Source organism: Marivirga tractuosa DSM 4126, from assembly GCF_000183425.1.
Classification (GTDB): Bacteria; Bacteroidota; Bacteroidia; order Cytophagales; family Cyclobacteriaceae; genus Marivirga; species Marivirga tractuosa.
In genome coordinates this window covers 3455986-3480915 of the sequence record NC_014759.1, presented here as the reverse complement: position 1 = coordinate 3480915, position 24930 = coordinate 3455986, and the positions used below count along the sequence as shown (strand labels likewise).

Genomic DNA, 24930 nt, shown 5'->3' with positions numbered 1-24930 from the left:
ATGCAAATTTACGAAAATTTAACCAAATTCGGTTTTATTTAAGAAAAGCCGATTTTAAAATTAATTGAGAAATAGGATTAATTGATAAAAATTAATTTTTGTAATTGTATTTTCGAATTCATTTACCATAACTTTTCTATATGAGTCCAATACTGGTTATTACAGTCATTTCCGTTTACTTCTTGGTTTTAATGGGGATTTCCTATCTTACTTCGCGTAAAAATGACAATCTTACATTTTTCACCGCCAACAGACAATCGCCTTGGTATTTGGTGGCATTTGGGATGATCGGAGCTTCTCTTTCTGGGGTGACCTTCATAAGTGTGCCAGGCGAAGTAGGCAATACTGCATTTGCTTATTTTCAAGTGGTAATGGGTTATTTGGTGGGATATCTCGTGATTGCCACGGTCTTACTTCCTCTTTATTATCGACTTAATCTAATCAGTATTTATACTTATCTGGAACAAAGATTTGGAAAATACTCCTATAAAAGTGGGGCATTTTTCTTTTTACTATCCCGAATAGTAGGATCTTCTTTTAGATTATTTTTAGTAGCTGGAGTTCTGCAATTAGCTATTTTCGATGCTTATGGTTGGCCTTTTTCGGTTACCGTTGCGATCACCATTGCATTAATCTGGCTCTATACTTTCCGTGGTGGGATCAAAACCATTGTCTGGACGGACACTCTACAAACTCTTTTCATGATTTCGGCAGTTGCCATCAGCATCTATTTAATGAAAGATGCTTTGGATATGTCATGGTTTCAGTTAACAGAAAAAGTTTCGGCTTCTGGCTATTCTGAAATTTTTGTATGGGATTGGCAAAGCGGTCAAAATTTCTTTAAGCAATTTATAAGCGGTGCTTTCATTGCCATAGTGATGACAGGCTTAGATCAGGATATGATGCAAAAAAACCTGACTTGTCGATCTTTGAAAGATGCACAGAAAAATATGTTTTGGTTTTGTATTGTTTTAGTGATTGTGAACTTCATGTTCCTGAGCATGGGAGCCCTGCTTTATATTTATGCTGGTGAAATGAATATTGCTATTCCAACGAGAACTGATGATTTATATCCACTGCTTGCATTAGAGCATTTCCCTTTAATTGCAGGAGTAGTTTTCCTTTTGGGCATAATTGCTGCAGCTTATTCAAGTGCTGATTCAGCCCTTACAGCTTTAACTACTTCTTTTTGTGTTGATTTCCTCGGTTTAGGACAAGACGATAAGCCCATTTCAAAGAAAATTCGAATCCGAGTACACTTGGCCTTTTCAGTCATTCTATTTTTGGTCATCATAGCATTCAAAGCCATTAATGATCAAAGCGTAATTACTGCTGTTTTTAAAGCGGCAGGTTATACTTACGGACCTATTTTAGGATTATTCACCTTTGGTTTAATTACCAAATATCAGTTAAAAGATCAATGGGTCCCTGTCGTTGCAGTTGTTTCACCTATTCTTTCATATATCATAAATGACAATTCAGAAATATGGTTCAGTGGCTATAAATTTGGTTTTGAAATACTGGTAGTCAACGGATTACTTACTTTCTTTGGATTATTTTTGATTAAAAAAAGTAAATTGGAACTTGCAGATTAAAAAATATGTATTACATTTGTAATACTAGATAAATTAGAGATGCTTACCACACGACTAACATCAGCTGAAGAAAAGAAACTTGCAGAATACTGTGAGCAAAATGGGCTTTCAAAATCTCAGGTTGTTAAAGAAGCACTTGCTCAATATCTAACTAAAAAGTCAGAGGTTTCCGCCTATGAAACTGGTCAAGATTTATTTGGTGCAGCCTCAAGCAATGAAACTGATCGCTCAACCACCTATAAGCAACGCTTAAGAAAGATGCTAAATGAAAAACATTCTCATTGATGCAGGCCCTTTAATTGCGCTTTTTGACAGAAGCGATAAATACCATTTAAAAGCAATTTCATTTCTTAAATCACTCGAGAGAGGACTTATTACTACTTGGCCAGTAATTACCGAGACTTCTCATATGTTGAGTTTCGGCACAAAAGCTCAGGCTAATTTTTTAGAATGGATAAAAAGAGGTGGTTTGAAGATTTATGAAATGGAGCATGACCATATTGATCGACTCTCTGAATTAACTAAAAAATATGATGATGTGCCTATGGATTTGGCAGATGCAAGCCTGATTGTTGCTTCACAGGTAAAAGGGATTCATCAAATTGCAAGCATAGATTCTGATTTCTATATCTACAGAGATATCAGAAATAAATATCTTGAAAATATATTTAAGTAGTATTAGGAATCATAAATACCCTTTATTAAAAGTCAATTTTAACTTGATTAATTAAATCTCCAATTCTTCCATAGGATCCCAAAAAACTTCTTTAAAATTCTGAATTTGATCATTCTTTACTTTAATCCCCTCCGCCTCAAGTGAGGTTTCCATTGTATCTGGAGTTTTAAAGTGCATTTTTCCAGTTAATAATCCGTTTCTGTTTACAACCCTATGGGCTGGAACATCTTCCATTTCATGGGAAGCGTTCATTGCATAGCCCACCACTCTGGAACTTTTTGCAGCCCCTAAGTATTTAGCAATTGCACCATAAGATGTCACCCTTCCTTTAGGTATTAATCGAACAACTTGGTATACCTGATCGAAAAAATCATTCTTTTCCTTCATAATATATGCAGACTGCTTTTACTTTTATATTTTTGAGGTTAACAATTATGACAAAAATACTTTATATTTTCCTAATTCCATGGTCTTTATTTGCCTACGCCAGTATGGCTCAGGCTTATGCTGAATTCCCAAATGACAGTAGCTTAGAAATATTTTCCAAAAAGGGGAAGAAAGGAATAAGGAATGAAAGTGGGAATATCATTCTGGATGCTAAATATCAAGCTTTCGGCTGGTCTGATGGAAAACCTGTCCACAACAGTGAACTTATAGGCTATCAACTAAATGGTTTATGGGGCTTAATGTCCAGTGGCTTTGAAGAAATCTCAAAACCCAAATACAATAGCTTAGTACCCTTTGGAGATGATTTATTTATTATTTCTGAAAAAAGTAAGTACTCCAAAGTACTGTTTTATGGTATAATCAAATCCAATGGAAAGCGCAAAATAAAATCAAGCTACAGAAATATATATCCTGCCGGAGAAAACCTAATCACTGCTACAAAAAAAGAAAAAGATATATTCTTTGGCATTATGAACGCTGCTGGTAAAGCAATTATCCCATTTGAGTATTTTCATATTGCATATTTAGGGCATGATAATTTTACTTTAACCAAAAAAAACGGAAGCAAAAAGCTTATAAAAGTAGATCCTAAACCCGAGATACTTCTAGAGGATATGGATAGTGTCTCACTTTTTAGGGAAGGAGTGGCTATAATTTTCAAAAATGGTAAACAAGGCCTCATCAGGCAGGATGGTAAAATTTTACTACCTATTGACTACAAAAAGATTGAGTGGAATGATGGGAAACAAATTTATGTGACCCCATTGGATGAATGGACCGTTCTGAATAAAACAGGGAGAGAAATAGGAAAACACAAAGCTGATTCTATCTTCTATTTAAACGATAAATTAATTGTAAAGAACACCTCTTCTTTTGCACAAATTTACAATGCTGATATCCAAGAAAACAAACAAGTATTTCATGCCGATATTGTTGGTGTATTTGGAGATAACTTTATCCTCAATAATTCAATTCAAACATATATTGTTCAAGACAGCAATAAAATAATAAGTGAGAAATTTAGCGGGAGCGTCAAATGGAATGAGAATTTTTTTGCAGCGAAAAAGAAAACATATCAAGGTCATGAATATGTCATCATCAGTAGCAAGGGGGAATCCTTAAGAGCCGCATCTTATGAATTTACCGATAATGCAATACTATTACAAATCAAATCCTATTGGGGTATTTTTGATGAGAAACTAACTGAAATCATTCCACCTCTATATGAAACTATAAAGCCTAATGGAGATCAATTTATAGTAAATTTCAAAGGGCTTTATGGAGTAATTGACCGTGATAACAACTGGGTTATCCCGCCTCAATACAAAGAAATCAAACCCATTAATAATACTAATTATAAATTGGTAGATAGATATCTTCGTGAATTTATATCTGACGGAAAAAGCAAATCTGAAGCTCGGTTATATTATGACTTTTATGGCAATTTTGGAGTAGAGCAGGATGTAAATTATAAATCTAGATTAATAGATTTTAAAGGAAACGCACTTACAGATTTTAGAAAAGGCCAGTATAATGGCCATGGAAAATCAGGGATAATATTTAGAAATGAAAAAGAGCATATTTTGCTCAATAAATCAGGTAAACAACTTTTCAGAATTAATGAATATGACACCATCATATTTTCAGATGATGAGTATTTAGCTATTCAAAAACAGGGAGGGTGGGGATTTATTAACACCGATGGTATCTTAAGGGTCGCCAACCGCTATGACACCGTGCGCCCATTTCATAATGAAAGGTCTGCAGTAAGAATCCGAAATTCATGGGGGTTTATTAACCGCAATGAAGATTTGGTGGTTCAGCCTTACTATACAGAGGTATCTGATTTTGAAAACAATACCGCATTCGTACAATTCAACAACAAATATGGATTGATAGATATAAATGGGAATTTCATTATTGAAGCCGAATATGATGAAATTGTTAAAGAAGAAGGCTTCTATTTGTTGCGTAAGGCCTCAAAATGGGGAATAGCAAACATTGAAGGAGAAGTGATTTCTTATCCAACCTACAATCAGATATCTGTAAGCGAGGATTTTCTAAAGGTTGAAAAATACGGCACTTCAAGAATTCTGTCAAGGAAAGGTACAAGCTTAATCGACAAGCAATTTGACCAAATTTTTTATGACGAAAAACGAGATCTTTTTTTAGGCAGAAAAAAATCTAAAAAAGAACAAGTTTTCTTAACCGACATATTAGCTGGCGATTATCCATAATACTGCAATTTCGATATTTCACTACTCTACTATTAGCCACTTCTATCATGAGGTTTAGCCAATATTGACGTCAACCTGACCAAGTTTTGTAAGAATTTCAGCAGTTTAAAAAAAATATTCATTCTTACTTTTTTCGATAAGATGTGATTTTTAGCGTATATTTAAGTTGTTTTTAGGGATGAAATAAAATAATTTAAATTCCTTAGTGTATTTTATGGCTTACAAATTAGAACATACCGCTGAAATTGCCTCTGAACTTCCTGGTGAACTTCTTTTTAAAATAATGAAAGAAAGCTCACTGGTTGAAGCCAATGGTGTTCCTGCAAAAGCATTAAATAATATGCTAAATTTCATCACTCGTGAATTTGAAGCTGATGAACACTGGGTGGTAGAAGAAAGTAAAAAAGACCATTGTCTTAAGTGGGATTTGGAAAACCCTTTAATAAAAGAAAGCATTCCTTTTAACCATGAATTAAAGGAAAAAAGCCAGCATCCTTTCTTTACTGTTGAAATAAATAAGCCATTCTTGCTTTTTAAGCACCATTTAATATTCCCTATTGACCTTAATCAGCAGAAAATTTATATTGGTTTTTCATCACAACACAAGTTTGACTTAACATCTCAAGACAAAAAATTCTTCCATGTTATTTCAGAAAGGTTAAAAGAGCTGATCCTACTGATTAATAACGAACGAAAAGAAAAATCAAAATCTCAGCGCTTAGAGACGATATTAGATCGTCTGCCTCAAGCCATAGTTTTTACTGAAAATAAAAATGGTGATACTTGGCTAAATAATGAGGCTCTTGAAATCTTTGGTTTAGGGAAAAACGAAAAATCAATCCCTTCCGAACTCTTCAGTAAAAAACTATCAGAGCTAAAGGTTAAAGTCACCAATAAAGAAGAAGTAGAATTGGTGGGCAGCAATATGATAAGCCTAAATGCATTGCCTTCAAGTTTTGGAGAAGACTGGATATGGAAATTTGAAAATTCCGTCTTGAAAGTAATCCGAAAAAATGCCTATATCGGAGGTAAAGAAGGAGAATTATGGGTGTTTGATAATGTAAGTGAATTGTATTTTGCTAACGAAAGGCTAAATTCACTTTTCAGGAAACTTAATGTTGCTTATAATGAAATAAATGCCAACCTAACTGAATTTCAGAGCAAATCCAGCAATAAAAGTATTACAGATTTGGAAGCTGAGGAGTCACGAATTATTCAGCAATATGATGATAATGATATTTTAGGAAAGGTAACCCATGATTTGAGAACTCCTTTTGCTAAAGTTTACACTATCGTTCAACTCTTATTAACTGATAATCAGGAAAATTTGAGTCCCCAGCAAGTGGAAAGAATCAACTTAATTAAGCAAGTTGTTGCGGATGGTTTACAAATAGTGAAAGGATTTTTGGATACGGGCAATATGGTGTTGGATGATAAAAAATTCAATCCTGAAGTGATTGATGTGCAAGAGTTTGTGGATTCGAGTTTGATGCCATATGAACTGCTCTCAGCCAAGAAGAATATTATTTTTATCACACAGGTTTTAGATAAAAATCTGAAACTTGAAGTTGACAGAACTTATCTAAGAAGAATTGTTGACAATTTGGTGTCTAATGCCATTAAGTTTTCCCCTAATGAAACACAAATAAATTACACTATCTATCAAGAAGGGGATGAAATTATATTCTCCGTAAAAGACCAAGGTCCTGGTCTAACGGATGATGATAAAAGCCGCTTATTTAAAAAGTATCAGCAACTTTCGGCCAAACCAATAGGGACAGACGAATCTACAGGTTTAGGGCTTTATATTGTGAAAACCATGGCTGATAAAATGGGCGGCAGAATATGGGTAGAAAGTGAAAAAGGAAAAGGAGCTGAATTTAAAGTTGCTCTTAAAACCATATCCTAATATCACTAACAAAGAAATATTCCATTTTCCCTCTATATTTCTCAAAAGTATTTTACTTTAGATTCGAAATTCACGAAACACAAAACTCCATTATAAGTTAAAATCAATCTATAATGCCATAACAGGAGAATTTCCATCAACTAACTGAAAACATTTTCTGTCTGCTCAAATGTTATTAATCTTATAAACTATATAAGTTATTATGAAGAAATTATATCTATTTAGCCTTTTACTTGTACTTTTTGCATGCTCTCCCGAAAAGAAAAAAATTGAATTATCTGGAAAGTGGATTGGTGAAATTAGTATGCAGGGAAAAATCATGCCTTTCGAAATGAAAATTCAGGAAAAGCAAGACGGAGAAATTCTAGCAAGCATTATTAATGGTGAAGAAGAGATCGAATTAAATGAAATTGAAAAAAGAAATGATTCCCTCCATATTCCTTTACATATATTCGACATTTCGATAGATGTAAAAATTGGCAATAATGTTTTGGCGGGAACCTATACTAAACACTACGAAGCAGATTATGTGCTTCCTATAACTTTTCACAAAGGAGATACTCGATTTAAGAGTGATTTAAATGAAGAGCCTGCGGATTTCTCAGGAAAATGGGAAGTTACTTTTATAGAACCTAAGGAACAAGATACCACAGAAGCGGTTGGAATTTTTGAGCAAAACGGAAGCAATATCAAGGGGACATTTTTAACACCTTTGGGTGATTACCGCTACTTAGTGGGCATTGCTGAAGGAAATCAAATGAAATTAAGCACTTTTGATGGGAACCATGCCTTTCTATTTGAAGCTGAATTGCAACCTGATAATACCTTAAAAGGTCATTTTTATTCAGGAAAAGATTGGTATGAAAGCTGGACAGCCTTTCGAAATGAAGATGCAGAACTCCCTCATCCCGATTCATTAACTTATTTGAAAAAAGGATATGATAATATCTATTTCAGCTTCCCGAATTTGGAAGGAGAGAAAGTGAGTCTTCAAGATGAAAAGTATCAGGACAAAGTAGTAATCGTACAAATTTTTGGAACTTGGTGCCCGAATTGTATGGACGAGACCAAATTTCTTACGAAATGGTATGATGAAAATAAAGACAGAGGGGTTGAAATTATTGGTTTAGCTTATGAGGCCAAGGATGATTTTGAATATGCTAAAAGCAGGGTTGAAAAAATGATCAAAAAATATGATGTGAAATATGATTTCTTGATCGCGGGAACTAATGATAAGGAAGAAGCCTCTAAAACGCTGCCGATGTTGAACCGTGTAATTTCATTTCCAACTATGATTATCATTGATAAAAATGGTGAATTGGTGAATATTCATACAGGTTTCAACGGTCCTGGAACAGGAAAATACTATGAAGAGTTCGTAGAAGATTTCAATGCTAAAATGGACAGTCTTTTAAGTGAATAATTCATGAATTCTCTTTTAAAAAAATCACTAATTTGTTTTACTCTTTTTGCTTTCACTGGCATATCCTATGCCCAAGAAATTGGTGAAAAATATGAAAGAGAGGAGAAAATAAAACAAGACGAATTTCCAGAACCTGCATTGGAATTAATTGAACCCATTCTTAAAAAGGGGAAAAGAACTCGATTTTTCAAAGATTATGAGAAGGAAACTTACTTTTTTGAAGTAAAGACCATCTATAAAGATGAAAAAATCAGTATCAAATTTTTAAAGGACGGCAGCCTGCTGGATATCGAAATCCTTAAAGAACTCAATGAGCTACCTGAAGACATTCAAGATCAAATAAAACAATATTTTCAAACCAATTATAAAAAGTATAAGCTCAACAGAATCCAGATTCAATACAACAGAGAACAGGAATATGAAGATGGAGAACTGGAAATTGATGATGATGAAGAGTATGTAGAGGAATTCATGGAAATGGATTTGGAAGACCTGATCATCAAATACGAAATTGAAGCTGAAGTGGTAGATGAAGAAAATGAAAGAGGCTTTTTTGAGTATCTTTTTGATGCTAAAGGTGAAATTGAGCAAATCAAGAAAATCGTAAAAAGAGCTGATGACAACGTACTTTACTAAATTTCTTTTTATTGTTTTCATATCAATTCCCTTCTTGGGAAATACCCAGCACAAACCCTCCCTCCGTTGGGAACCCGGAATTTCAGTTACCAAAAAAATAGATTCACGCTGGAGTTATAATATGTCCATATCAGGCAGACAACGTTTTACAAATTATGGTGAAGGGGAAAGCAATCTTAAAACGGATCGTTGGGAAATAAAATCATTTGGCACATATACCCTATTTGGAGGTAAAAAATTAAGTTTAGGCTATATGTATAGGACGGTTGATCCTTTTGAACCTGAAAGTGGTTGGGAGCATAGAATCACGCAACAATTTGCCTTTATCACCAATTTTGGTGGCTACCGATTAGGAAATAAATTTAGAATAGAGCAAAGAATCCGATCTAGCGTTTATTTAACCAGATTGAGATATGCCATCAGCAATGATTTTCCCTTGCAAGGGGAAAGTTTGGATCCAAAAGAATTTTATTTAATCGGAGGCAATGAACTGGTTTATGCTTTTAATGGCCTTGGAGATGAACTGGAAAATAGATTTTCTTTAGGAATTGGAAGATTAATAAAGGGTGGGCAAAAGTTACAATTTTCAGTCCAAAGCCGTTATAGCGACTTAATCAGTTCGAATCGAGACCATATTATCCAATTCGAAAGTGTTTATTACTTCAATTTGTAAGAATATATTTCTTCTGTGGAAAACTTTCCATAATGTCTTCTTGTTTGAACTTTGAAAGCTGTAATTTTGCAGCATCCTCAGGGTGTTAAACAAATTTTGGTGAACCTAACAAGTATGACAATACCGGGTGAAGCAAACCTGTAAAGCCAGGCCTCATCCGCTAGCTAGCGGACCTCGTTTCCCTTTTAGGGATTCAGGATAACAGTGGAAGGCTGATCGGGCAAGCAGCCCAAATCCTGTAATAATCGGGGTTCACGCAATTTCTTTGATGCTCTGAGGTTTTTTTTGTTTAAGTCAGAAGTTTGAAGTCGGAAGCTCGAAGTGAAACTTCCAACTTCGTACTCCCATCTTCAAACTAGATTTCACTTCCTACTTCTATCTTCCAACTCTTCACCCACTCATCAAAGATCAGACTCATTCTCCAACAATTCTCTTACTTTTTGATTTTGATATTGATATATTCAAGAAAAAATAAATTGTACTATGAAAAAACATATACTAACACTGACTTTTGTCGGCATTGCATTGACAGCCTTTTCGCAAGCACCACAGGAAGTGGATACTCGGCATTATGATATCGTGGAAGCAGTTTCTGCAGATAGAATTGAAAATGATATCAGAACCTTAGCAGGATTTGGTACTAGAAATACATTTTCGGATACGGTATCCAACACGAGAGGAATTGGGGCTGCCAGAAGATGGATAAAAGCTGAATTTGATAAAATTTCAGAAGAATGTGGCGGTTGTCTAGAGGTGTTCTACCAAAAAGATTTTGTGACCAAAGAAGGCAACAGCAGAGTGCCCAAAGATGCTTGGGTAGTAAATGTAGTCGCTATTCAAAAAGGGACTGATTACCCTAACAATCATGTATTAATGTCTGGTGATATAGATTCTCGAGCCAGTAATACGATGGATTATGAAACTGATGCGCCAGGAGCAAACGATAATGCTTCAGGAATGGCAGGCACTATTGAAGCAGCAAGAGTGCTGTCCAAATATAAATTCAAAAACAGCATTGTTTATGTAGGCCTTTCAGGTGAAGAACAAGGCCTCTTTGGAGGAGCCGGTTTAGCTGAATATGCCAAAGAAAACGAATGGAATATCATTGGTATTTTAAATAATGATATGATCGGGAATATTGAAGGTGTAGATGGCGTAATTGACAATCGCACTTTCAGAATATTCTCTGAACCCGTTCCTCCAACTGAAACTGAAAGAGAACGCACTATGCGCAGATACTATGGCGGTGAAGTGGACGGAATTTCGCGGCAATTGGCTCGCTATGTGCATAAGCAAACGCAAACTTACATGCCTGAAATGAATCCAATGATGATTTACCGTTTGGATCGATTTGGAAGAGGCGGACACCACAGGCCTTTCAATGATTTAGGCTTTGCCGGCATCAGAATCATGGAAGCTCATGAAAATTATAACCGTCAGCATCAGGATATTAGAGTGGAGGATGGAATTGAATACGGAGATGTAGTGGAAGGCGTAAATTTTGATTATGCCAAAAAACTAACGGCTGTAAACGCCATCTCTTTGGCAGGATTAGCGTGGGCACCACCTGCTCCTCAAAATGTAGGAATAGGCGGAGTAGTAGCGCCATCAGCCATTTTAGCATGGGATGAAGTGGATAATGATAATATAGTAGGCTATAAAATCTATTGGAGATTAACTACTTCCCCTACTTGGGATAATTTCCGATATGTAGGAAAAGTAAACGAGCATACTTTAGAAGGCATTGTAATTGATAATTATTATTTCGGTGTATCTGCGGTAGATAAAAATGGAAACGAATCGGTTGTGGTATTTCCTGATAGAGTGATTAGATAGTGAAGCTGATTCCTTTTAGATTCTTAAAAGACTTGTTAAACAGCAAGTCTTTTTTTTATATGGGTTTTTAACTAGTTAGTCGATATAATTATGTAATTTATCCTAATTAATTACATTAGTCAACATTTTGACACACTCATCGTTTGTATTTCATCACCAAACAATTTAAAAATGAAGAAATCAATTTTTATTATAGGAATACTATTTTTGACAATCTCATCCTCTCTAACCGCTCAAGTTAACAGTTATGATGTGATGAATATAGTGGATTTCCACAGTATTAGTGTCAATTCAGCCTATACTGTGTATGTAAAACAATCCAATAAAGAGGAAGTAAGGGTTGAAGCAGAGAAAGAGATTTATGATTTAACTGAGATTACTGTGAAAGAAGGAGTTTTGCATATCAACATTAAAAGAGACGACTCCAAATCAAGTAAAAGCATATGGCAGAAAATTGACAATATTAAATTGTTGCCCACTCTGAAAGTTTATGTTTCCATTAAAGATGTACAAAGTTTATCAGTAAACGGAAATGGCAAGCTTATCACTGAAAATTCCATCGCATCTGATAAACTTTCACTCTTGGTGGCCGGGACAGGTAGTATGGAAGTAGATATAAAAAGTGAAACCGTAGATGCCAAATTATCAGGGCCAGGAAATTTAACCATCAAAGGATATGCTAACAAGATGGATATTGAAAGTAGCGGAGCAGGAACAATCGATGCTTATGATTTTGAGGTACAAAATGCAAATGCAAATTTGTATGGCTTGGGATCCATGAAAATCAATGTGTCAGATAAACTAGACGCCAAAATTTATGGCAGTGGAAATATGTTGGTGAAGGGCGCCACCAAAGAAATCGTAAAGAAGGAATACGGAGCTGGTCTGGTAGAAAGAAAAAATTAATTCCAATCAGATAATAAGTATCTAAAAAGTTTAGGTGTAACAATATAGGCTTCAATCCTGTATAATAATAGAGTAGTTTTTATTTAAATCATTTAAAACATATCGAAATGTCAACGATAAAAGATAAAACACTGAAAGAATTAGAAAATAAAGTGCACGATTTAGAAAGCTTTATTGCTAAAAATGGTATTGGATCCAGCTACTTGTCAAGAGCCGAAAAAATTCAAAGAAACCTCAATGTGGGTCTTTTTGTAGGTGGAGTTGCCTTGGTTGGAGGAGTTATTGCATATGCGCTATTAAAATCAGATGATGATGAATAGATAAATCATAATTGAAAAAAAGGAAGCTTGTTGAAAATAATCGACAAGCTTTTTTTATGGCATCTCAATAAAATTCTATAACTAAACAGCCCCGAACTATGCTTGAACTGTCACATCTATTAGAACACCCCTTTTTTATGAAGAGAATATTTTAAAATATAGAATATCTAGACTAAATTTACTTAAAATTGGTAAATGGACAGAATAGATATTTTAGGCGATGAATACGATCGTTACAAATTATTTACGAAAGATCTACTAGATGAAACTGACGATGCCGAGCTGCAAGAAATAGTAAAAGAAGCAGCGAAAGAATTAAACACGCCTATGGGGTTAGTGAGCCTAATCCTAGAACAAATTCAATTCTTCAAAGCTCAGACTGGCTTACCAGAAATTCTAGAAACTTCAAGAGGAACACATAGAGACGCATCTTTTTGTCAATTTGTAGTCCGTGATGAAGAAATATTCGAGGTGAATAATGCTACTGAAGACCAAAGAATACCTCAACATGTTGTTAAAGAGTTTAATATCCAATCGTACCTAGGAGTTCCTATAAAAATAGATAATGTAGTTATTGGTTCGCTCTGCGTGCTGGATACCAAGACTAGGAACTTCACTCAGAAGGAACGTCAGATGCTTTACAAATTATCTGAAAAAGTTAATCAACGACTGGAGACGCTCACTAAAAGTAGGAAACAAACCAAGCTCGATCTTACTTACCGAACATTAAATCCTGCTTTTAGCGAAATATCGGATTCGATAAGACCAATTCAAAAACTGATTGATTCTGGTCATTCTAACGTAGCTACAATACGGTCTTTTCTAAACATCGCTAATCAATTCATATCGATTAAGAGCCAAAATTCAGAAACGATCAAAATGTCACTAGAAGCCGCTATTGAGGCTAATGAGTTAATAGAAGATAGAATTCTTAACATTGAAATGAACGTACTGAATAGTATTGACAGTTTAGACGCATTAAAAAATCTACTTTCCAATTTTTCAGAATCAGAAATCACAAAAATTTTAATTTCAGCTCAGGACTTAACTCGAAATGCAACAAAAGCTGTAGGTGGCTTCCCTATGCCAGATATAGACGATGAAGTCATCATTCAAGCGAAAGCTGATCTAGCGATTGCTCTAATTTCAAATTGTTTATTGATAGTATCAGCAGAGCTTAAAGAAGTAAACTCTACTGCCGGAATTCAGCTACATGTGAACGAGAAAAATGAATTTATTGATTTAGAGTTTACGTCAACAGACTTAACTAAAGAAGCGGCCCATAAACTTTTTAATCAGCTTAATTTACTAATCGGGACAAGTCAACGTTCAATTGTATTAAAAGAGAAAAGTAATGGAATTATTATCAGCTTAAAACTAGTCAATAGCAGCACCTAATACTTTCTTAAAGCAAGGAAAAACGGCTTCCTTTTACTCCTTTAAAATAACCCAAAAAAATAATTAACCAAATAAGGCTCAAAATCCCCTACCTCTCTTCTCTATAGCACTCTAAAACCTGTAAAGAAATTAGTAGACCATCATAATTGATTGCACTGCTGGCGATCAATTATAGTGATTTTACCCAATAGGACGAAGAGGCAGATAACACTAAAAAACAGCTAAAGCCAGAATGAACTGTTGAATCCAATACAAAGAAGGCGGTTTTTGATGCTCAATTAATAAAAAACTTCAAAATCTCATACCATATTAATCCTAAGCAGACTATTTCATGGGACGTTGAAAACACATTATTCCAAAAACACTTATGTAATTTCAAGCGAGCTTCCTTTTAAAAAAAAAAGCTGCATATTTAATCATGCAACCATCACAATTAAACTGATTAACTAATCTTATGAAATATCTAGTTATAGCTTTATCCTTTACCTTATTATGTTCATGTCAAACGCAAACAAAGGAATACCAACCCATTACTGAACAAGAAATTCAGATTGCGAAAGACCTCATTCAAGGATCATTCGATGATTTGTGGGCAGGATTAGATTCTACTAAGATTAGCAAGTACCATACAGATGACTTCATTATTTTAGAACAAGGCGAAATCTGGGACAATGATAGAATAAAAGAATATATACGGAAGAAGTTAGCACGAGCTAACAGACCCAAGCGAACGAACCGAATGGAATATATTGCGATAGACAAATACGGTGAGTCAATTCAAATTGCCTATTATAACTTCGCTGAATTTACGCAAGCTGACACCTTAGTAAGTGAAGCTAAATGGCTAGAAAGCGCATTGGCCGTTTCGACAAAAGATGGGTGGAAATTAAAAATGATGCATTCCACTTGGGCTGGTGATTAAGTTATTGATCCTTTCTTTTTTGAGCTTAGTCAGTGTCAAAGAGCTTAAAGATGATGGAGATTAGGCTTTTTCAGTGCTAATCACTACTTTAATATTGTTGAAAAGCATTGTAGATATTAATGCCTTAGACCATAACTGAATTAACAATCCATAACGCTAATCACTTGAAAACTACATATTCACTCCTCCTATTCCTAAGTATTATTATTGTTGGCTGCCAAAATAATGATAGAGTAAAGACTACGGAAAGCAGCTCCAACGAAGTAAACTACTCCTCCAATAATTATGAAGATTTAGTTACTCTATTCAAAGAATGGCGAACATTTGAAGAACCTCCCCTATTTGACGGTGCTCCTGATTATACCAAAGCTAGCTTTGAAAAGCGTTGGCCAGATTTTAAAGAATTACAATCAAAACTACAATCCATTGATACAAGCGGCTGGTCAACTGAAAATCAGGTAGATTGGATGATTGTGTGGGCTGAAATGAATGGATATGATTTTAACCATAGAGTGTTAAAGCCCTGGACTCGTGATCCTGCTTATTACAAAACAGTTTGGAGTCATCGAAGTGATGTGCCTGCACATGAAGGTCCTACTCATCATGCAACAACAGAATTATGGACATATACTTTTCCACTTTCCACTGCTGAAAGAGTCCGCTTAATGGAGGATTTAAAAGTCATCCCTCCACTGAATGCACAAGCGCAGCAAAACTTGACTGGAAATGCACGAGAATTGTGGATTGCTGGCATAAGAGATATCAAAGAACAAAGTACCGTACTTACCGAATTAAAAAATGATTCGCTGATTAAAGAGGATAAAGAATTAGTCTCCATTATCGATCAAGCCATTACTTCCACTGATGAATTGGCTAGCTGGTTAGAAAAAGAAGGGCAATCTAAAGCAGGCCCATCAGGAATCGGGAAAGAAAATTATAGCTGGTACTTACAAAACGTACATCTGGTTCCTTTGAGTTGGGAGGATGAAGTAATGCTCCTTAAACGTGAGCTAGCCCGTGCCTGGTCTTCGCTAAAATTAGAAGAACATAGAAACAGGAATCTGCCCGAATTGAAGGATGCTGATTCTCCAGAAGCTTATGATAAAATGGCTGATGAGGCCGCAAAAAGTTTGATCCAATTCCTGGACGAGCAAGAAATAGTGACCGTGAAACCTTATTTTGAACCAGCACTTCGAGAGCATTTGGGCGAGTACAAACCCAAGGATGAACGTAATTTCTTTACAATCGGGGAGCATTACGATCCACGACCCTTATACTCTCATTTTTATCACTGGTTTGAATTAGCCAGAATGGATACTGAACCGCATCAAAGTGAAATAAGAAAAGGTCCCTTGTTGTATAATATTTTTGATTCCAGAAATGAGGGAACTGCTACAGCAGTGGAAGAAATCTTTATGCAAGCTGGTCTTTATGACGACTCACCAAGAGTCCGAGAAATTGTCTATATCATGATCGCTCAAAGAGCTGCACGAGGATTAGGATCCTTATATGCGCATGCTAATGAAATGACCATGGAAGAAGCTGGAGGCATTCATACGAAGTACACTCCGCGTGGATGGATGAATACTGAAGAAGAACTACTCATTTTTGAACAGCACTTGTATTTGCGCCAGCCAGGTTATGGCACTAGCTATATCACGGGAAAATATTTACTAGAAAATGCGATAGCTGAATATGCCAGATTAAAGGAATCCGATGAAGAACCATTTCAACTAAAAGACTTTTTTGATACACTAAATAGCATCGGAAATATTCCGATTTCATTAGGTCAATGGCAAATGACCGGTTCCAAAAGTCATATGGAAGAAGTCTATGATTAGTAGTGAATGCTAATAACAATAGAAAACATTCTATCAGCTAAAAAACTTTAAATTTTAGGAGCTCTCAAGGCGCTCTACTTGTATTAAATGCTTTGATTCATCTATCAAATTTCGGACAATCCTCCTGTTCAAAATTGAACGATCAATTTCAAGAAAACCTTCCTAAATGCATTCAAAGTGGATGGCACTACTCTTGAGGCTATCTAATACTTCATATAAACCATCGTTTACTGCTCATGGAAAAACTTCAAAGTTTCTTTTGGTATTGTTCTGGTGCCAATACTGAATTATTAAATCAATGCCCCACGGATTCCAGCAAATATGTAGGCATTGGAGCCACGATTCTCTTTACCGGATTATTTGCTGCTCTTTCTGCTGCCTACGCTTTTTTCACTGTTTTCGATAGTTACCTAATCGCCAGTATTCTGGGTTTCGTCTGGGGATTGATGATTTTTAACCTGGATCGCTTTATCGTCACCAGCATGCGTAAGACTAGCAAGAAAGAGGAATTCGTAATGGCAATTCCTCGCTTGATTTTAGCAATCTTAATCTCCATTGTGATTGCGAAACCTTTAGAGCTGAAAATATTTGAAAAGGAAATCAATAGCGAACTTCTGGTGATGCAAGATGAAATGAAAGCAGCACAAAAAGAGAAAATTATTGAAGACTATGCACAGCAAAAAAGCACAGTGAATCAAGAATTGTCTGACTTAAAAACTGAAATTAGGGTGAAAGAACAAGAGCGAAATGAATTGAGAGATATTGCACGCCAAGAAGCCGATGGAACAGGCGGAACCATGAAAAGAAACCCTGGTCCCATCTATCAAATCAAGAAAGCCAATGCTGATCAAGTAGAAGGAGAACTTCAGCAGCTAATTCAGCAAAACAATCCAATCATTGCGAATAAAATTTCTCAAATCAAGCAATTAGATTCTTTACAAGCAGCAGCTCTTTTAGCTATTGACATTAAAGACATAGGCGGCCCAGCGGCCAGATTGGAAGCTTTAGATCGATTAGCCACCAAAAGCAGTGCTATATGGTGGGCCAATGCCTTTATCGTATTGCTTTTTATCGTCATTGAAACCAGTCCAATTTTCGTAAAACTCATCTCTAAAAAAGGCCCATATGATCATTTGCTATTTCATGAAGAATACAAATTCGAGACCGGAGCCTATAAAAACAAAGCTTTTATTCACCATGAACTCAAAAAGGAATCTGCCTCTTTAGCTGCTAAAGAAAAAGAGTTCGTCACCAATCGTTTAGATGTAGATTTAGACAAAGCTTAAATCCAAGGCATTTTCATTTAAATAGGATACTGTAGTTGAACAACTTAACTTACTAACATTCAATCCGTACCCATTAGATGAGAATTAGAGACTGAGTTAATAATTCAATAATCACTTTAAATGAAAAACATGGAGAATCTCAAAAACCTCCCTTCGCAAGAAGGACGAACCATAATTGTAACCGGAGCGAATACGGGCTTAGGATATGAAACTGCGCTATTCTTAGCGGAGAAGGGCGCAAAAGTGATTATGGCTTGTCGTAATATGAAAAAAGCTACTGCCGCCAAGCAAAAAATAGAGCAGGAAATCTCCACAGCTGACCTAGAAGTAATGGAAATTGATTTGAGCAGATTGGACTCAGTCCGTAATTTTGCTAAATCCTTCCTTTCTAAATATGATCGATTAGATATTTTGATTAACAATGCGGGTGTGATGATGCCACCCTACACCAAAACGGATGATGGTTTCGAATTACAGTTTGCGGCTAACTACTTAGGGCATTTCCTACTTACGGGCTTGTTGCTAGATACAATTCTTAAAACACCCGATTCAAGAATTGTTTCCTTAAGCTCCATCGCCCATAAAAACGGCAAAATCAATTTTGATGATTTGCAAAGTGAACAAAAGTATTCTGCCTCTGATGCCTACGGACAATCAAAGCTAGCTTGCTTGATGTTTGCCTTTGAATTGCAAAGGAAATTGGAAAAAGCAGGTTACCAAAACACCATCTCCACGGCTGCGCACCCGGGCGTTTCGGATACAGAATTAGGCAGGCACATGCCTAAATTACTATTCAACATTTTAAGATATACAGTGGGGCCTTTTCTAACTCATGCTCCAAAAGAAGGTGCTAAACCCACTATTGTGGCCGCCATAGGAGAAGCAAAAGGAGGCGACTATTTCGGGCCTACGGGCTTTAGCGAAATGAAAGGCAAGCCAGGAAAAGCAAAAAGCACTAGCTTAGCGAATGACGAAGCTCAGGCGAAAAAACTATGGGAAGTATCTGAAAAATTAGCAGATTTCAAATTTTTGTAAACAAAATCTCTATGCTTTAAGTGAAAATAAGCTTCAAATTCGTGATATTTACTGCGTATTATCACTTTTTAAGATCAAATGGACAAGAAAAAAGCGAAGCTTATTGTCAGGATACTGTTGTTTGTCGGCACCGCAATCTCTTTGTACTTTGTGCCGTGGCCAGTAGTTTTTGCATGGCTTAGCCCTTTGCCGAATTCCATACAGGAACAAGTCGATAAAGCAGCCGATTATGGTTTTGATGGCATTATAGTTTATGTAGATAAAAAAGGAGAACCGTCTAGATCATTCACTTCTGGCTATAAAAGTAGAGCTACTAAAACACCTGCAGATCCAAATTCACTTTTTAAAATAGCTAGTGTCGATAAATTATATACCGCACTCGCAATTGCCAAGATGGCAAGAAGTGGAAAGCTTTCTCTAGATCAAAGTTTAGGGTTCTATTTGCCTGAGCTCAAGGGAAAAATTGAATATGCTGACGAAATCAGCGTGAAAATGATGGTGCAACACCGTTCTGGTATCCCTAATTTTACGAATACCCATCTATATTGGGTTGCGCCAAAAGAGTCAGATGAGGAAAAGTTGGCTTTAATACTTAATTTACCTGCAAACTTCAAGCCTGGCGAAGATTACCAATATTCCAATACCAACTATCTCCTATTAGGTAAAATAATGGATGAAGTCTTGGGCTATGACCACTTCCAGTATATTCAAGAAGAAATACTACAGCCATTGGACCTCCACAATACTTTTGCCTCTATTCATGATGTGAATTTAGCCGATGTCATGAGTGGATATTATGTTGGCTATGAGCAAGATTTAAAAACTGATAATGTGGGTTCTATGCTAGCAACTGCTGCAGATCTCAGTACATTCATTAGAGCTTTAAATGAGGGTACAATATTTACAGACGAGGAAGAGCAAAAAATTTATGCTTCCATCTATGAATTCGAACATACGGGTTTAATCCCAGGCTATCAAACCATTGCAAAATATCACCCTGAAATGGATGCAGTCGTGATTCAATTCACCAATACCGTCAACTTTGACGGTTACAATTGGAATTTATCTGAAGTGATGTATAGTCGGATCGTAAAAATTTTAAAAGATTAAAATTAGCCTGATAGACATGCGTAAAAGTAGATTAGGAGCCTGAACAAGCTGAAAAAAGGCATTAAAGAGAAGTAGGTACAGTCTAAATAGAGAATATCATGAAAAGTCAAATTGTTAGTTTTTTCGTCCTACTTATGTTTGTTGCCTGTAGCAGTCCAAAGGAATCAGGTATCACTGAACAACCTACTTTAGCCGATTATCAAGTGGGTGAAAAATGGGTCTGGAAATATAAGGGTGTAACCACAGCAGGAGAAGTTCGCTCGGATGGAACAGATACAAGAACAATAGTCAGTACTGATGGAGTTTTAGGAATGACAATCGGCAAGGACACCATTCCTGTTTCTGATATTGTGAAACCGGAAGCAAGCGAAACACCAAAGTACGACTGGCCGCTGGAAGTGGGCAAAAAATGGAAATATGAAAACAGTTGGACCAGTCAAGATGGGACAACTGGAAAGCAGAGTCAGGATGCCGAAGTACTATCCTATCAGGAAGAAACAGTAGAAGCTGGAACTTTTATGGCCTACACAATTCAATACGCAGGGAAGACTACCAATTCTCGAGGATATAGTGCCGATGAAAAAGAAGTGTGGTTGTATGCTCCTGCTGTAAAAACTTTTATAAAATTGACTCAAGATCAAGGTGATTTTCACTATGTAGAGGAATTGATTGAATATTCAAAACCGGAATAAAGCGAATTAGACAAAAATAAATCCGAAAGAATTAAAGACCCTTCCAGCCATTTTCTGCAAGGTTGGAATGCTTTTACAATTATTGGAGCACTTTCATTACTTAAGAATTTTAAATACATTTAGCGTATCTATTTCTTTACAGCCAAAGCCTATTTCAATTTGAGATAGTTTGGGTAGAGATAGGGATATAATAGATATATAGTCACCAAGGGATAACTATATTTAAATATAATCACCCCATGATTAATATATTCAATTGTTACCTGTAATTCCACATATAGCTAAGCCATTGACTTTGTAAGCTAAAGGTTGAGCCTAGAAAGTGGAAGGACTACTGAATACAAATAGAATATAAATTATTGATGTATAACACGTTACAAAACGTTAGTCAGAATTAGCAAATTGCATATGAAACAACCTTTTCTACTGTTAAACTTACTTATTTGCTTTATAGCATGTCAATCTAATCAAGAAAGTAAATCGGAAACTTCCGAAATTATAGAAAATCTAGAACCTGCTCCTGACACAATTATTTATAGGACATCTAGTGATGAGACAATCTATATTGGAAATAGAATTCTGCCGCAAACTCAGATTTCAGATAGTATGACAATCAGCTTCTTAAAGAACTCTGAAATCACAACTGCAATTGAAGTTGGTGATTCGATTTTTATATTTCTAAGCAATGATATGCTAGTCAGTGAGGCTAATGATTATTTTCCACAAATAAACGATTCGTTAATTCAATACCATTATTCAAAAATATATGATGTAGAAATTGATGATGATTTACCATATTTCGCCTATTTAAAAAGTAAAAAAGACAACTTAGTCTTTGTTAAAGATAAAGACACCGGTGAATTTACATGGTCTGGAGTCGTAACAGATACGATAATGAACTTCATGTATGGCATTAAAATAGGAACAACCAAGAAAACTATTCTCGAGAAATTTAAAATTGCTAACGCTAATAAATCCCCTGATCTTACCATAATATTAGACCACGCTTCGATACCTTCTCAAATCTGGTATAATTCCTATTTGCCCGAACTTGGAAATTACCAATATCCAACAACTACAATGCTCTTAAGAATAGAGAATGATATCCTAACCGGAATCCTTATTGATCCTTGGATAAGCTATGGAAGAGCTGATGATCTATTTGTCGAGCATTTAAATGAAAACTAGAATAAACTACAGGTAACATCACATAAAACCAATTTGCTCAGCACCCTGTAGCAAACTCAGCAGTAATTAGCCAGCAATTTATGCTCTCACTTTGTGGCAACAATTCTGTTTTGATAGGTACTCGCCAGTAATCAACAGTGAGCTTTGGTGGAAACAGCATAAATTGCTTAGTTTAGCTTTTCATAGCTTACATTGGCAAACAGGTTTTATGTAGGCGTTATGCACCACACCGCATTGATTAAGGATTATTCGAAATTTCATGTATCTTTGAATTATGGTTGAATTGGTTCAAAATAAACTTGATGAGATTGTAGACGCATGTAAAAAACATCATGTGATTGCTATTGCTTTGTTTGGATCAGCTGCAAAAGGTGCTATGAATGAAGACAGCGACATCGATCTTCTCGTTGAATTTTCTGATGAAATTGACGTTTTGGACTATGCCGATAATTATTTCTCTTTATTACATCACCTTCAAGAAATTTTAGATAGAAAAGTCGATCTCGTATCTACCAAATCACTGAAGAACCCAATTCTCAAAGAAGAGGTATACCAGTCAAAAGTGGATTTGTATGCAGCCTAAACTACTCAAATACATTTTAGACATTGAGAGTGTTATCGAGGAGATCGAATCTATTAAACAGAAAACTCAAAATGACTTCAACAATTTTTCTAATGACATTATTTTGCAACGGGCTATAGAGAGGGATTTAGAAATCATTGGCGAAGCCATTAGGAAAATCATTGATATTAACCCAGACGTTCAAATTACAGCCTCTAAAAACATCATTGGATTGAGAAACATTATTTCACACGCTTACGATTCGGTGGAACCAGAGATGTTATGGGGAATAATTCAAAGGAATGATCCTGTTTTAGCTGACGAAATCCGAATATTAAAAGGTGCATAATCGAGTGGATGGCCGTAGGTCATAGACCTACGGTGCACCCCTCACACCACTGTACGTACGGGTCTCGTATACAGCGGTTCGTCAAGCATAGTATAGTCGCTCTTTACACCAACTATACCTCGATTCTACTTTTAGGATAGGGCTAGCAAAGCCTCCCTATAGAATTTTCAAATCACCTGACGTTCCGTCCTTCATCATTTTGTGAGACCTCCGTAGCTCTTACGGCTCGTTACCCATGACTACTATGACTTCTGCTGACTTCTTGGCTCATAGAAACCGAAACTATTCCAAGACCTCCCCAGGTAAGGACATATTCCTTCCTCCGATCCCTGCGACATCTACCTAATAGAGATTGCTGGTTACGGGCTTTGCAAAGATGTGCTTGCTTACCCTCTCTATCTGGCCTCTGTATGCCGTTCCTGTTTGTCAGTACCGGATTTTGTAGTCCCGCTTTCTTCACTGCATTCCTCACGGAAAACCAGCTTGCGGCTTACTAACAGGCTTCACCAACTTGCCTGCAAGGGACTTGCACCCTCTGGAATAATATGGTATCTTCGATACCAGATGCCCATACTGGGCACACACAATAAATATAGGTCATTTGGCGGATAGTGATAAAATTGAAATGAGAACATTTAATGAATCATATAGCAGTTTGAAACACTGGAGCTTTGAAATGCCAAACGCCCCATATTCTCACCGTTATAGGGCATTCAAGACTCCAGCAAACTTATCAAGTTAGAAAGTTAACCTCATGAAAATTTGAACTCTAATATAAAGCCAAAGGATAGTCGACCCAAGGACTGGATGACAAAGATTGCATTAACTGTTTTCTTAATTATTGGTGTATCGCTAATCTGTTTATTCATTTATCTTCATACCTCTCAGGAACTCATAAAATACTTAGACAACCTTAGCTCAGCAAATCCTACAGCAGGACTTAGACTTACCATCTTTTATGGAATAGCGAAAATACTTTCAATCACTGTAGGTACGGTAATTACTATTAAAGTTATCTACGGCCTTGTTACCATAGAAAAAAAGCCCAATAACAAGATATAAAACCCATTTGCTTACCACCCCGTAGTGGAGTGAATGCTAAATAGCCTGTAATTTATGCTTGCTTTCCATAGCTAGCAACCAAAGATGTTGCTTTGGTCAAGTATGGTGCTTAATTATTCTAAGCTTTTGCAATTAATGAAGTGCATCAGTTTGTGTGGCAAGCATAAATTACTACTTTCAGTATTTCATAGCCTAGTATAGCAAAACGGGTTTTATACAGGCGATATCCATGATAATTATGATATGAAAAAACTCTTATTTGTACTTGTGTCATCTCTTTTATTAATGCACTCGAGTTATGCTTGCACCTGCTTTGATATAAATCCTGATATATTAAAAAGCCTAAAAGTGAAATCTGAGATGATTTTTTTAGGTACAGTCATTAAATCAAAACATTGGGATAAGAAAACGGAAGCACGAAATATAAGATTTGGCAAATCTTCTACCGTTTATATTAAAGTGGATTCTGTAATTAAAGGAGACATTTCAATAGGGGAAGAAATCTTCATCTACCAAACGGAAAGTAGTTGCTCTGCAGAATACAGATTTGGAAGCCAACAACTAATTTTTGGAAATAAAATCAATGAAATAATTGGACTTATTCCTGAAAAAACTGAGGAGGTAAATTCTCCAATATTTACAGACATCGGCCATATAGTTAAAGACACAATTAAAACACATAATAACAACAAACTATTCCCATTTTTAAAACGAATAATACAAACGCATACTGTCATCAATACTAATATGTGCAGAAGTTTTGACTTCAATTCATCGTCATACAATGATGTTAGAGATCTGTTAGCTAAAAAAGAATAAGCATAACA

At 35.8% G+C, this 24930-nt stretch carries 23 protein-coding genes; 22 read left to right on the top strand and 1 reads right to left on the bottom strand.

Annotated features, from left to right (window positions below):
* Positions 1–140 precede the first annotated feature (140 nt).
* The 3 genes from FTRAC_RS14750 to FTRAC_RS14740 are packed head-to-tail and all read left to right on the top strand — an operon-like array spanning position 141 to position 2271.
* A complete protein-coding gene (locus FTRAC_RS14750) occupies positions 141–1595 on the top strand; it encodes a sodium:solute symporter (protein WP_013455070.1) in 1455 nt (484 codons plus the stop codon).
* Between the two features lie 39 nt (positions 1596–1634).
* A complete protein-coding gene (locus FTRAC_RS14745; protein WP_013455069.1) occupies positions 1635–1880 on the top strand; it encodes a ribbon-helix-helix protein, CopG family in 246 nt (81 codons plus the stop codon).
* On the top strand, positions 1861–2271 hold the full coding sequence (locus tag FTRAC_RS14740; protein ID WP_013455068.1) for a type II toxin-antitoxin system VapC family toxin: 411 nt from the start codon (positions 1861–1863) through the stop codon (positions 2269–2271). Before FTRAC_RS14745 ends, FTRAC_RS14740 begins: the two co-directional genes overlap by 20 nt.
* Positions 2272–2322: 51 nt before the next feature.
* Here the strand turns inward: FTRAC_RS14740 and FTRAC_RS14735 are convergent, their stop codons facing one another.
* A complete protein-coding gene (locus FTRAC_RS14735; protein WP_013455067.1) occupies positions 2323–2658 on the bottom strand; it encodes an MGMT family protein in 336 nt (111 codons plus the stop codon).
* 47 nt (positions 2659–2705) lie between these two features.
* Between FTRAC_RS14735 and FTRAC_RS14730 the strand changes: the two genes are divergently transcribed.
* The 19 genes from FTRAC_RS14730 to FTRAC_RS14640 all read left to right on the top strand — a co-directional run bounded on the left by FTRAC_RS14730 (position 2706) and on the right by FTRAC_RS14640 (position 24922).
* Positions 2706–4955: a WG repeat-containing protein gene (locus FTRAC_RS14730; RefSeq protein ID WP_041649886.1), complete on the top strand. Its 2250-nt coding sequence runs from the start codon at positions 2706–2708 to the stop codon at positions 4953–4955.
* A gap of 214 nt (positions 4956–5169) precedes the next feature.
* Positions 5170–6864 (top strand): sensor histidine kinase, encoded by a 1695-nt coding sequence (locus FTRAC_RS14725; RefSeq protein ID WP_013455065.1) that lies wholly within the window; start codon positions 5170–5172, stop codon positions 6862–6864.
* Positions 6865–7066: 202 nt separating this feature from the next.
* A complete protein-coding gene (locus FTRAC_RS14720) occupies positions 7067–8287 on the top strand; it encodes a TlpA disulfide reductase family protein (protein WP_013455064.1) in 1221 nt (406 codons plus the stop codon).
* 3 nt (positions 8288–8290) lie between these two features.
* A complete protein-coding gene (locus tag FTRAC_RS14715) occupies positions 8291–8923 on the top strand; it encodes a hypothetical protein (protein WP_013455063.1) in 633 nt (210 codons plus the stop codon).
* Entirely contained in the window at positions 8904–9596 is a 693-nt protein-coding gene (locus tag FTRAC_RS19400; RefSeq protein WP_013455062.1) for a DUF2490 domain-containing protein, read from the top strand. The genes FTRAC_RS14715 and FTRAC_RS19400 overlap by 20 nt, the downstream gene beginning before the upstream one ends.
* Positions 9597–10079: 483 nt before the next feature.
* Positions 10080–11432 carry a M28 family peptidase gene (locus tag FTRAC_RS14705; protein ID WP_013455061.1) on the top strand — a complete coding sequence of 451 codons (1353 nt, stop codon included), beginning with the start codon at positions 10080–10082 and terminating at the stop codon, positions 11430–11432.
* 171 nt (positions 11433–11603) lie between these two features.
* The gene (locus tag FTRAC_RS14700) at positions 11604–12338 is read left to right on the top strand and encodes a head GIN domain-containing protein (RefSeq protein ID WP_013455060.1); all 735 of its coding nucleotides are present in this window, start codon (positions 11604–11606) and stop codon (positions 12336–12338) included.
* A 107-nt stretch (positions 12339–12445) separates the two neighbouring features.
* Positions 12446–12658: a hypothetical protein gene (locus tag FTRAC_RS14695; RefSeq protein WP_013455059.1), complete on the top strand. Its 213-nt coding sequence runs from the start codon at positions 12446–12448 to the stop codon at positions 12656–12658.
* 195 nt (positions 12659–12853) lie between these two features.
* Entirely contained in the window at positions 12854–14056 is a 1203-nt protein-coding gene (locus FTRAC_RS19395) for a GAF domain-containing protein (RefSeq protein WP_013455058.1), read from the top strand.
* A 454-nt stretch (positions 14057–14510) separates the two neighbouring features.
* Complete coding sequence (locus FTRAC_RS14685; protein ID WP_013455057.1) at positions 14511–14978, top strand: hypothetical protein; 468 nt, start codon at positions 14511–14513, stop codon at positions 14976–14978.
* 164 nt (positions 14979–15142) lie between these two features.
* Positions 15143–16819 (top strand): DUF885 domain-containing protein, encoded by a 1677-nt coding sequence (locus tag FTRAC_RS14680; RefSeq protein ID WP_013455056.1) that lies wholly within the window; start codon positions 15143–15145, stop codon positions 16817–16819.
* Positions 16820–17055: 236 nt separating this feature from the next.
* A complete protein-coding gene (locus FTRAC_RS14675) occupies positions 17056–18105 on the top strand; it encodes a DUF4407 domain-containing protein (protein ID WP_013455055.1) in 1050 nt (349 codons plus the stop codon).
* 129 nt (positions 18106–18234) lie between these two features.
* On the top strand, positions 18235–19140 hold the full coding sequence (locus tag FTRAC_RS14670) for an oxidoreductase (RefSeq protein WP_245545974.1): 906 nt from the start codon (positions 18235–18237) through the stop codon (positions 19138–19140).
* Positions 19141–19218: 78 nt separating this feature from the next.
* Positions 19219–20250 carry a serine hydrolase domain-containing protein gene (locus FTRAC_RS14665; RefSeq protein WP_013455053.1) on the top strand — a complete coding sequence of 344 codons (1032 nt, stop codon included), beginning with the start codon at positions 19219–19221 and terminating at the stop codon, positions 20248–20250.
* Between the two features lie 98 nt (positions 20251–20348).
* A complete protein-coding gene (locus tag FTRAC_RS14660; protein ID WP_013455052.1) occupies positions 20349–20942 on the top strand; it encodes a hypothetical protein in 594 nt (197 codons plus the stop codon).
* A 408-nt stretch (positions 20943–21350) separates the two neighbouring features.
* Positions 21351–22130 (top strand): hypothetical protein, encoded by a 780-nt coding sequence (locus tag FTRAC_RS14655; RefSeq protein ID WP_013455051.1) that lies wholly within the window; start codon positions 21351–21353, stop codon positions 22128–22130.
* Positions 22131–22404: 274 nt separating this feature from the next.
* Positions 22405–22713 (top strand): type VII toxin-antitoxin system MntA family adenylyltransferase antitoxin, encoded by a 309-nt coding sequence (mntA, locus tag FTRAC_RS14650; RefSeq protein ID WP_013455050.1) that lies wholly within the window; start codon positions 22405–22407, stop codon positions 22711–22713.
* On the top strand, positions 22703–23041 hold the full coding sequence (locus FTRAC_RS14645) for a HepT-like ribonuclease domain-containing protein (protein WP_013455049.1): 339 nt from the start codon (positions 22703–22705) through the stop codon (positions 23039–23041). The genes mntA and FTRAC_RS14645 overlap by 11 nt, the downstream gene beginning before the upstream one ends.
* Before the next feature lie 1305 nt (positions 23042–24346).
* Positions 24347–24922 carry a hypothetical protein gene (locus FTRAC_RS14640; RefSeq protein WP_013455047.1) on the top strand — a complete coding sequence of 192 codons (576 nt, stop codon included), beginning with the start codon at positions 24347–24349 and terminating at the stop codon, positions 24920–24922.
* Positions 24923–24930 lie beyond the last annotated feature (8 nt).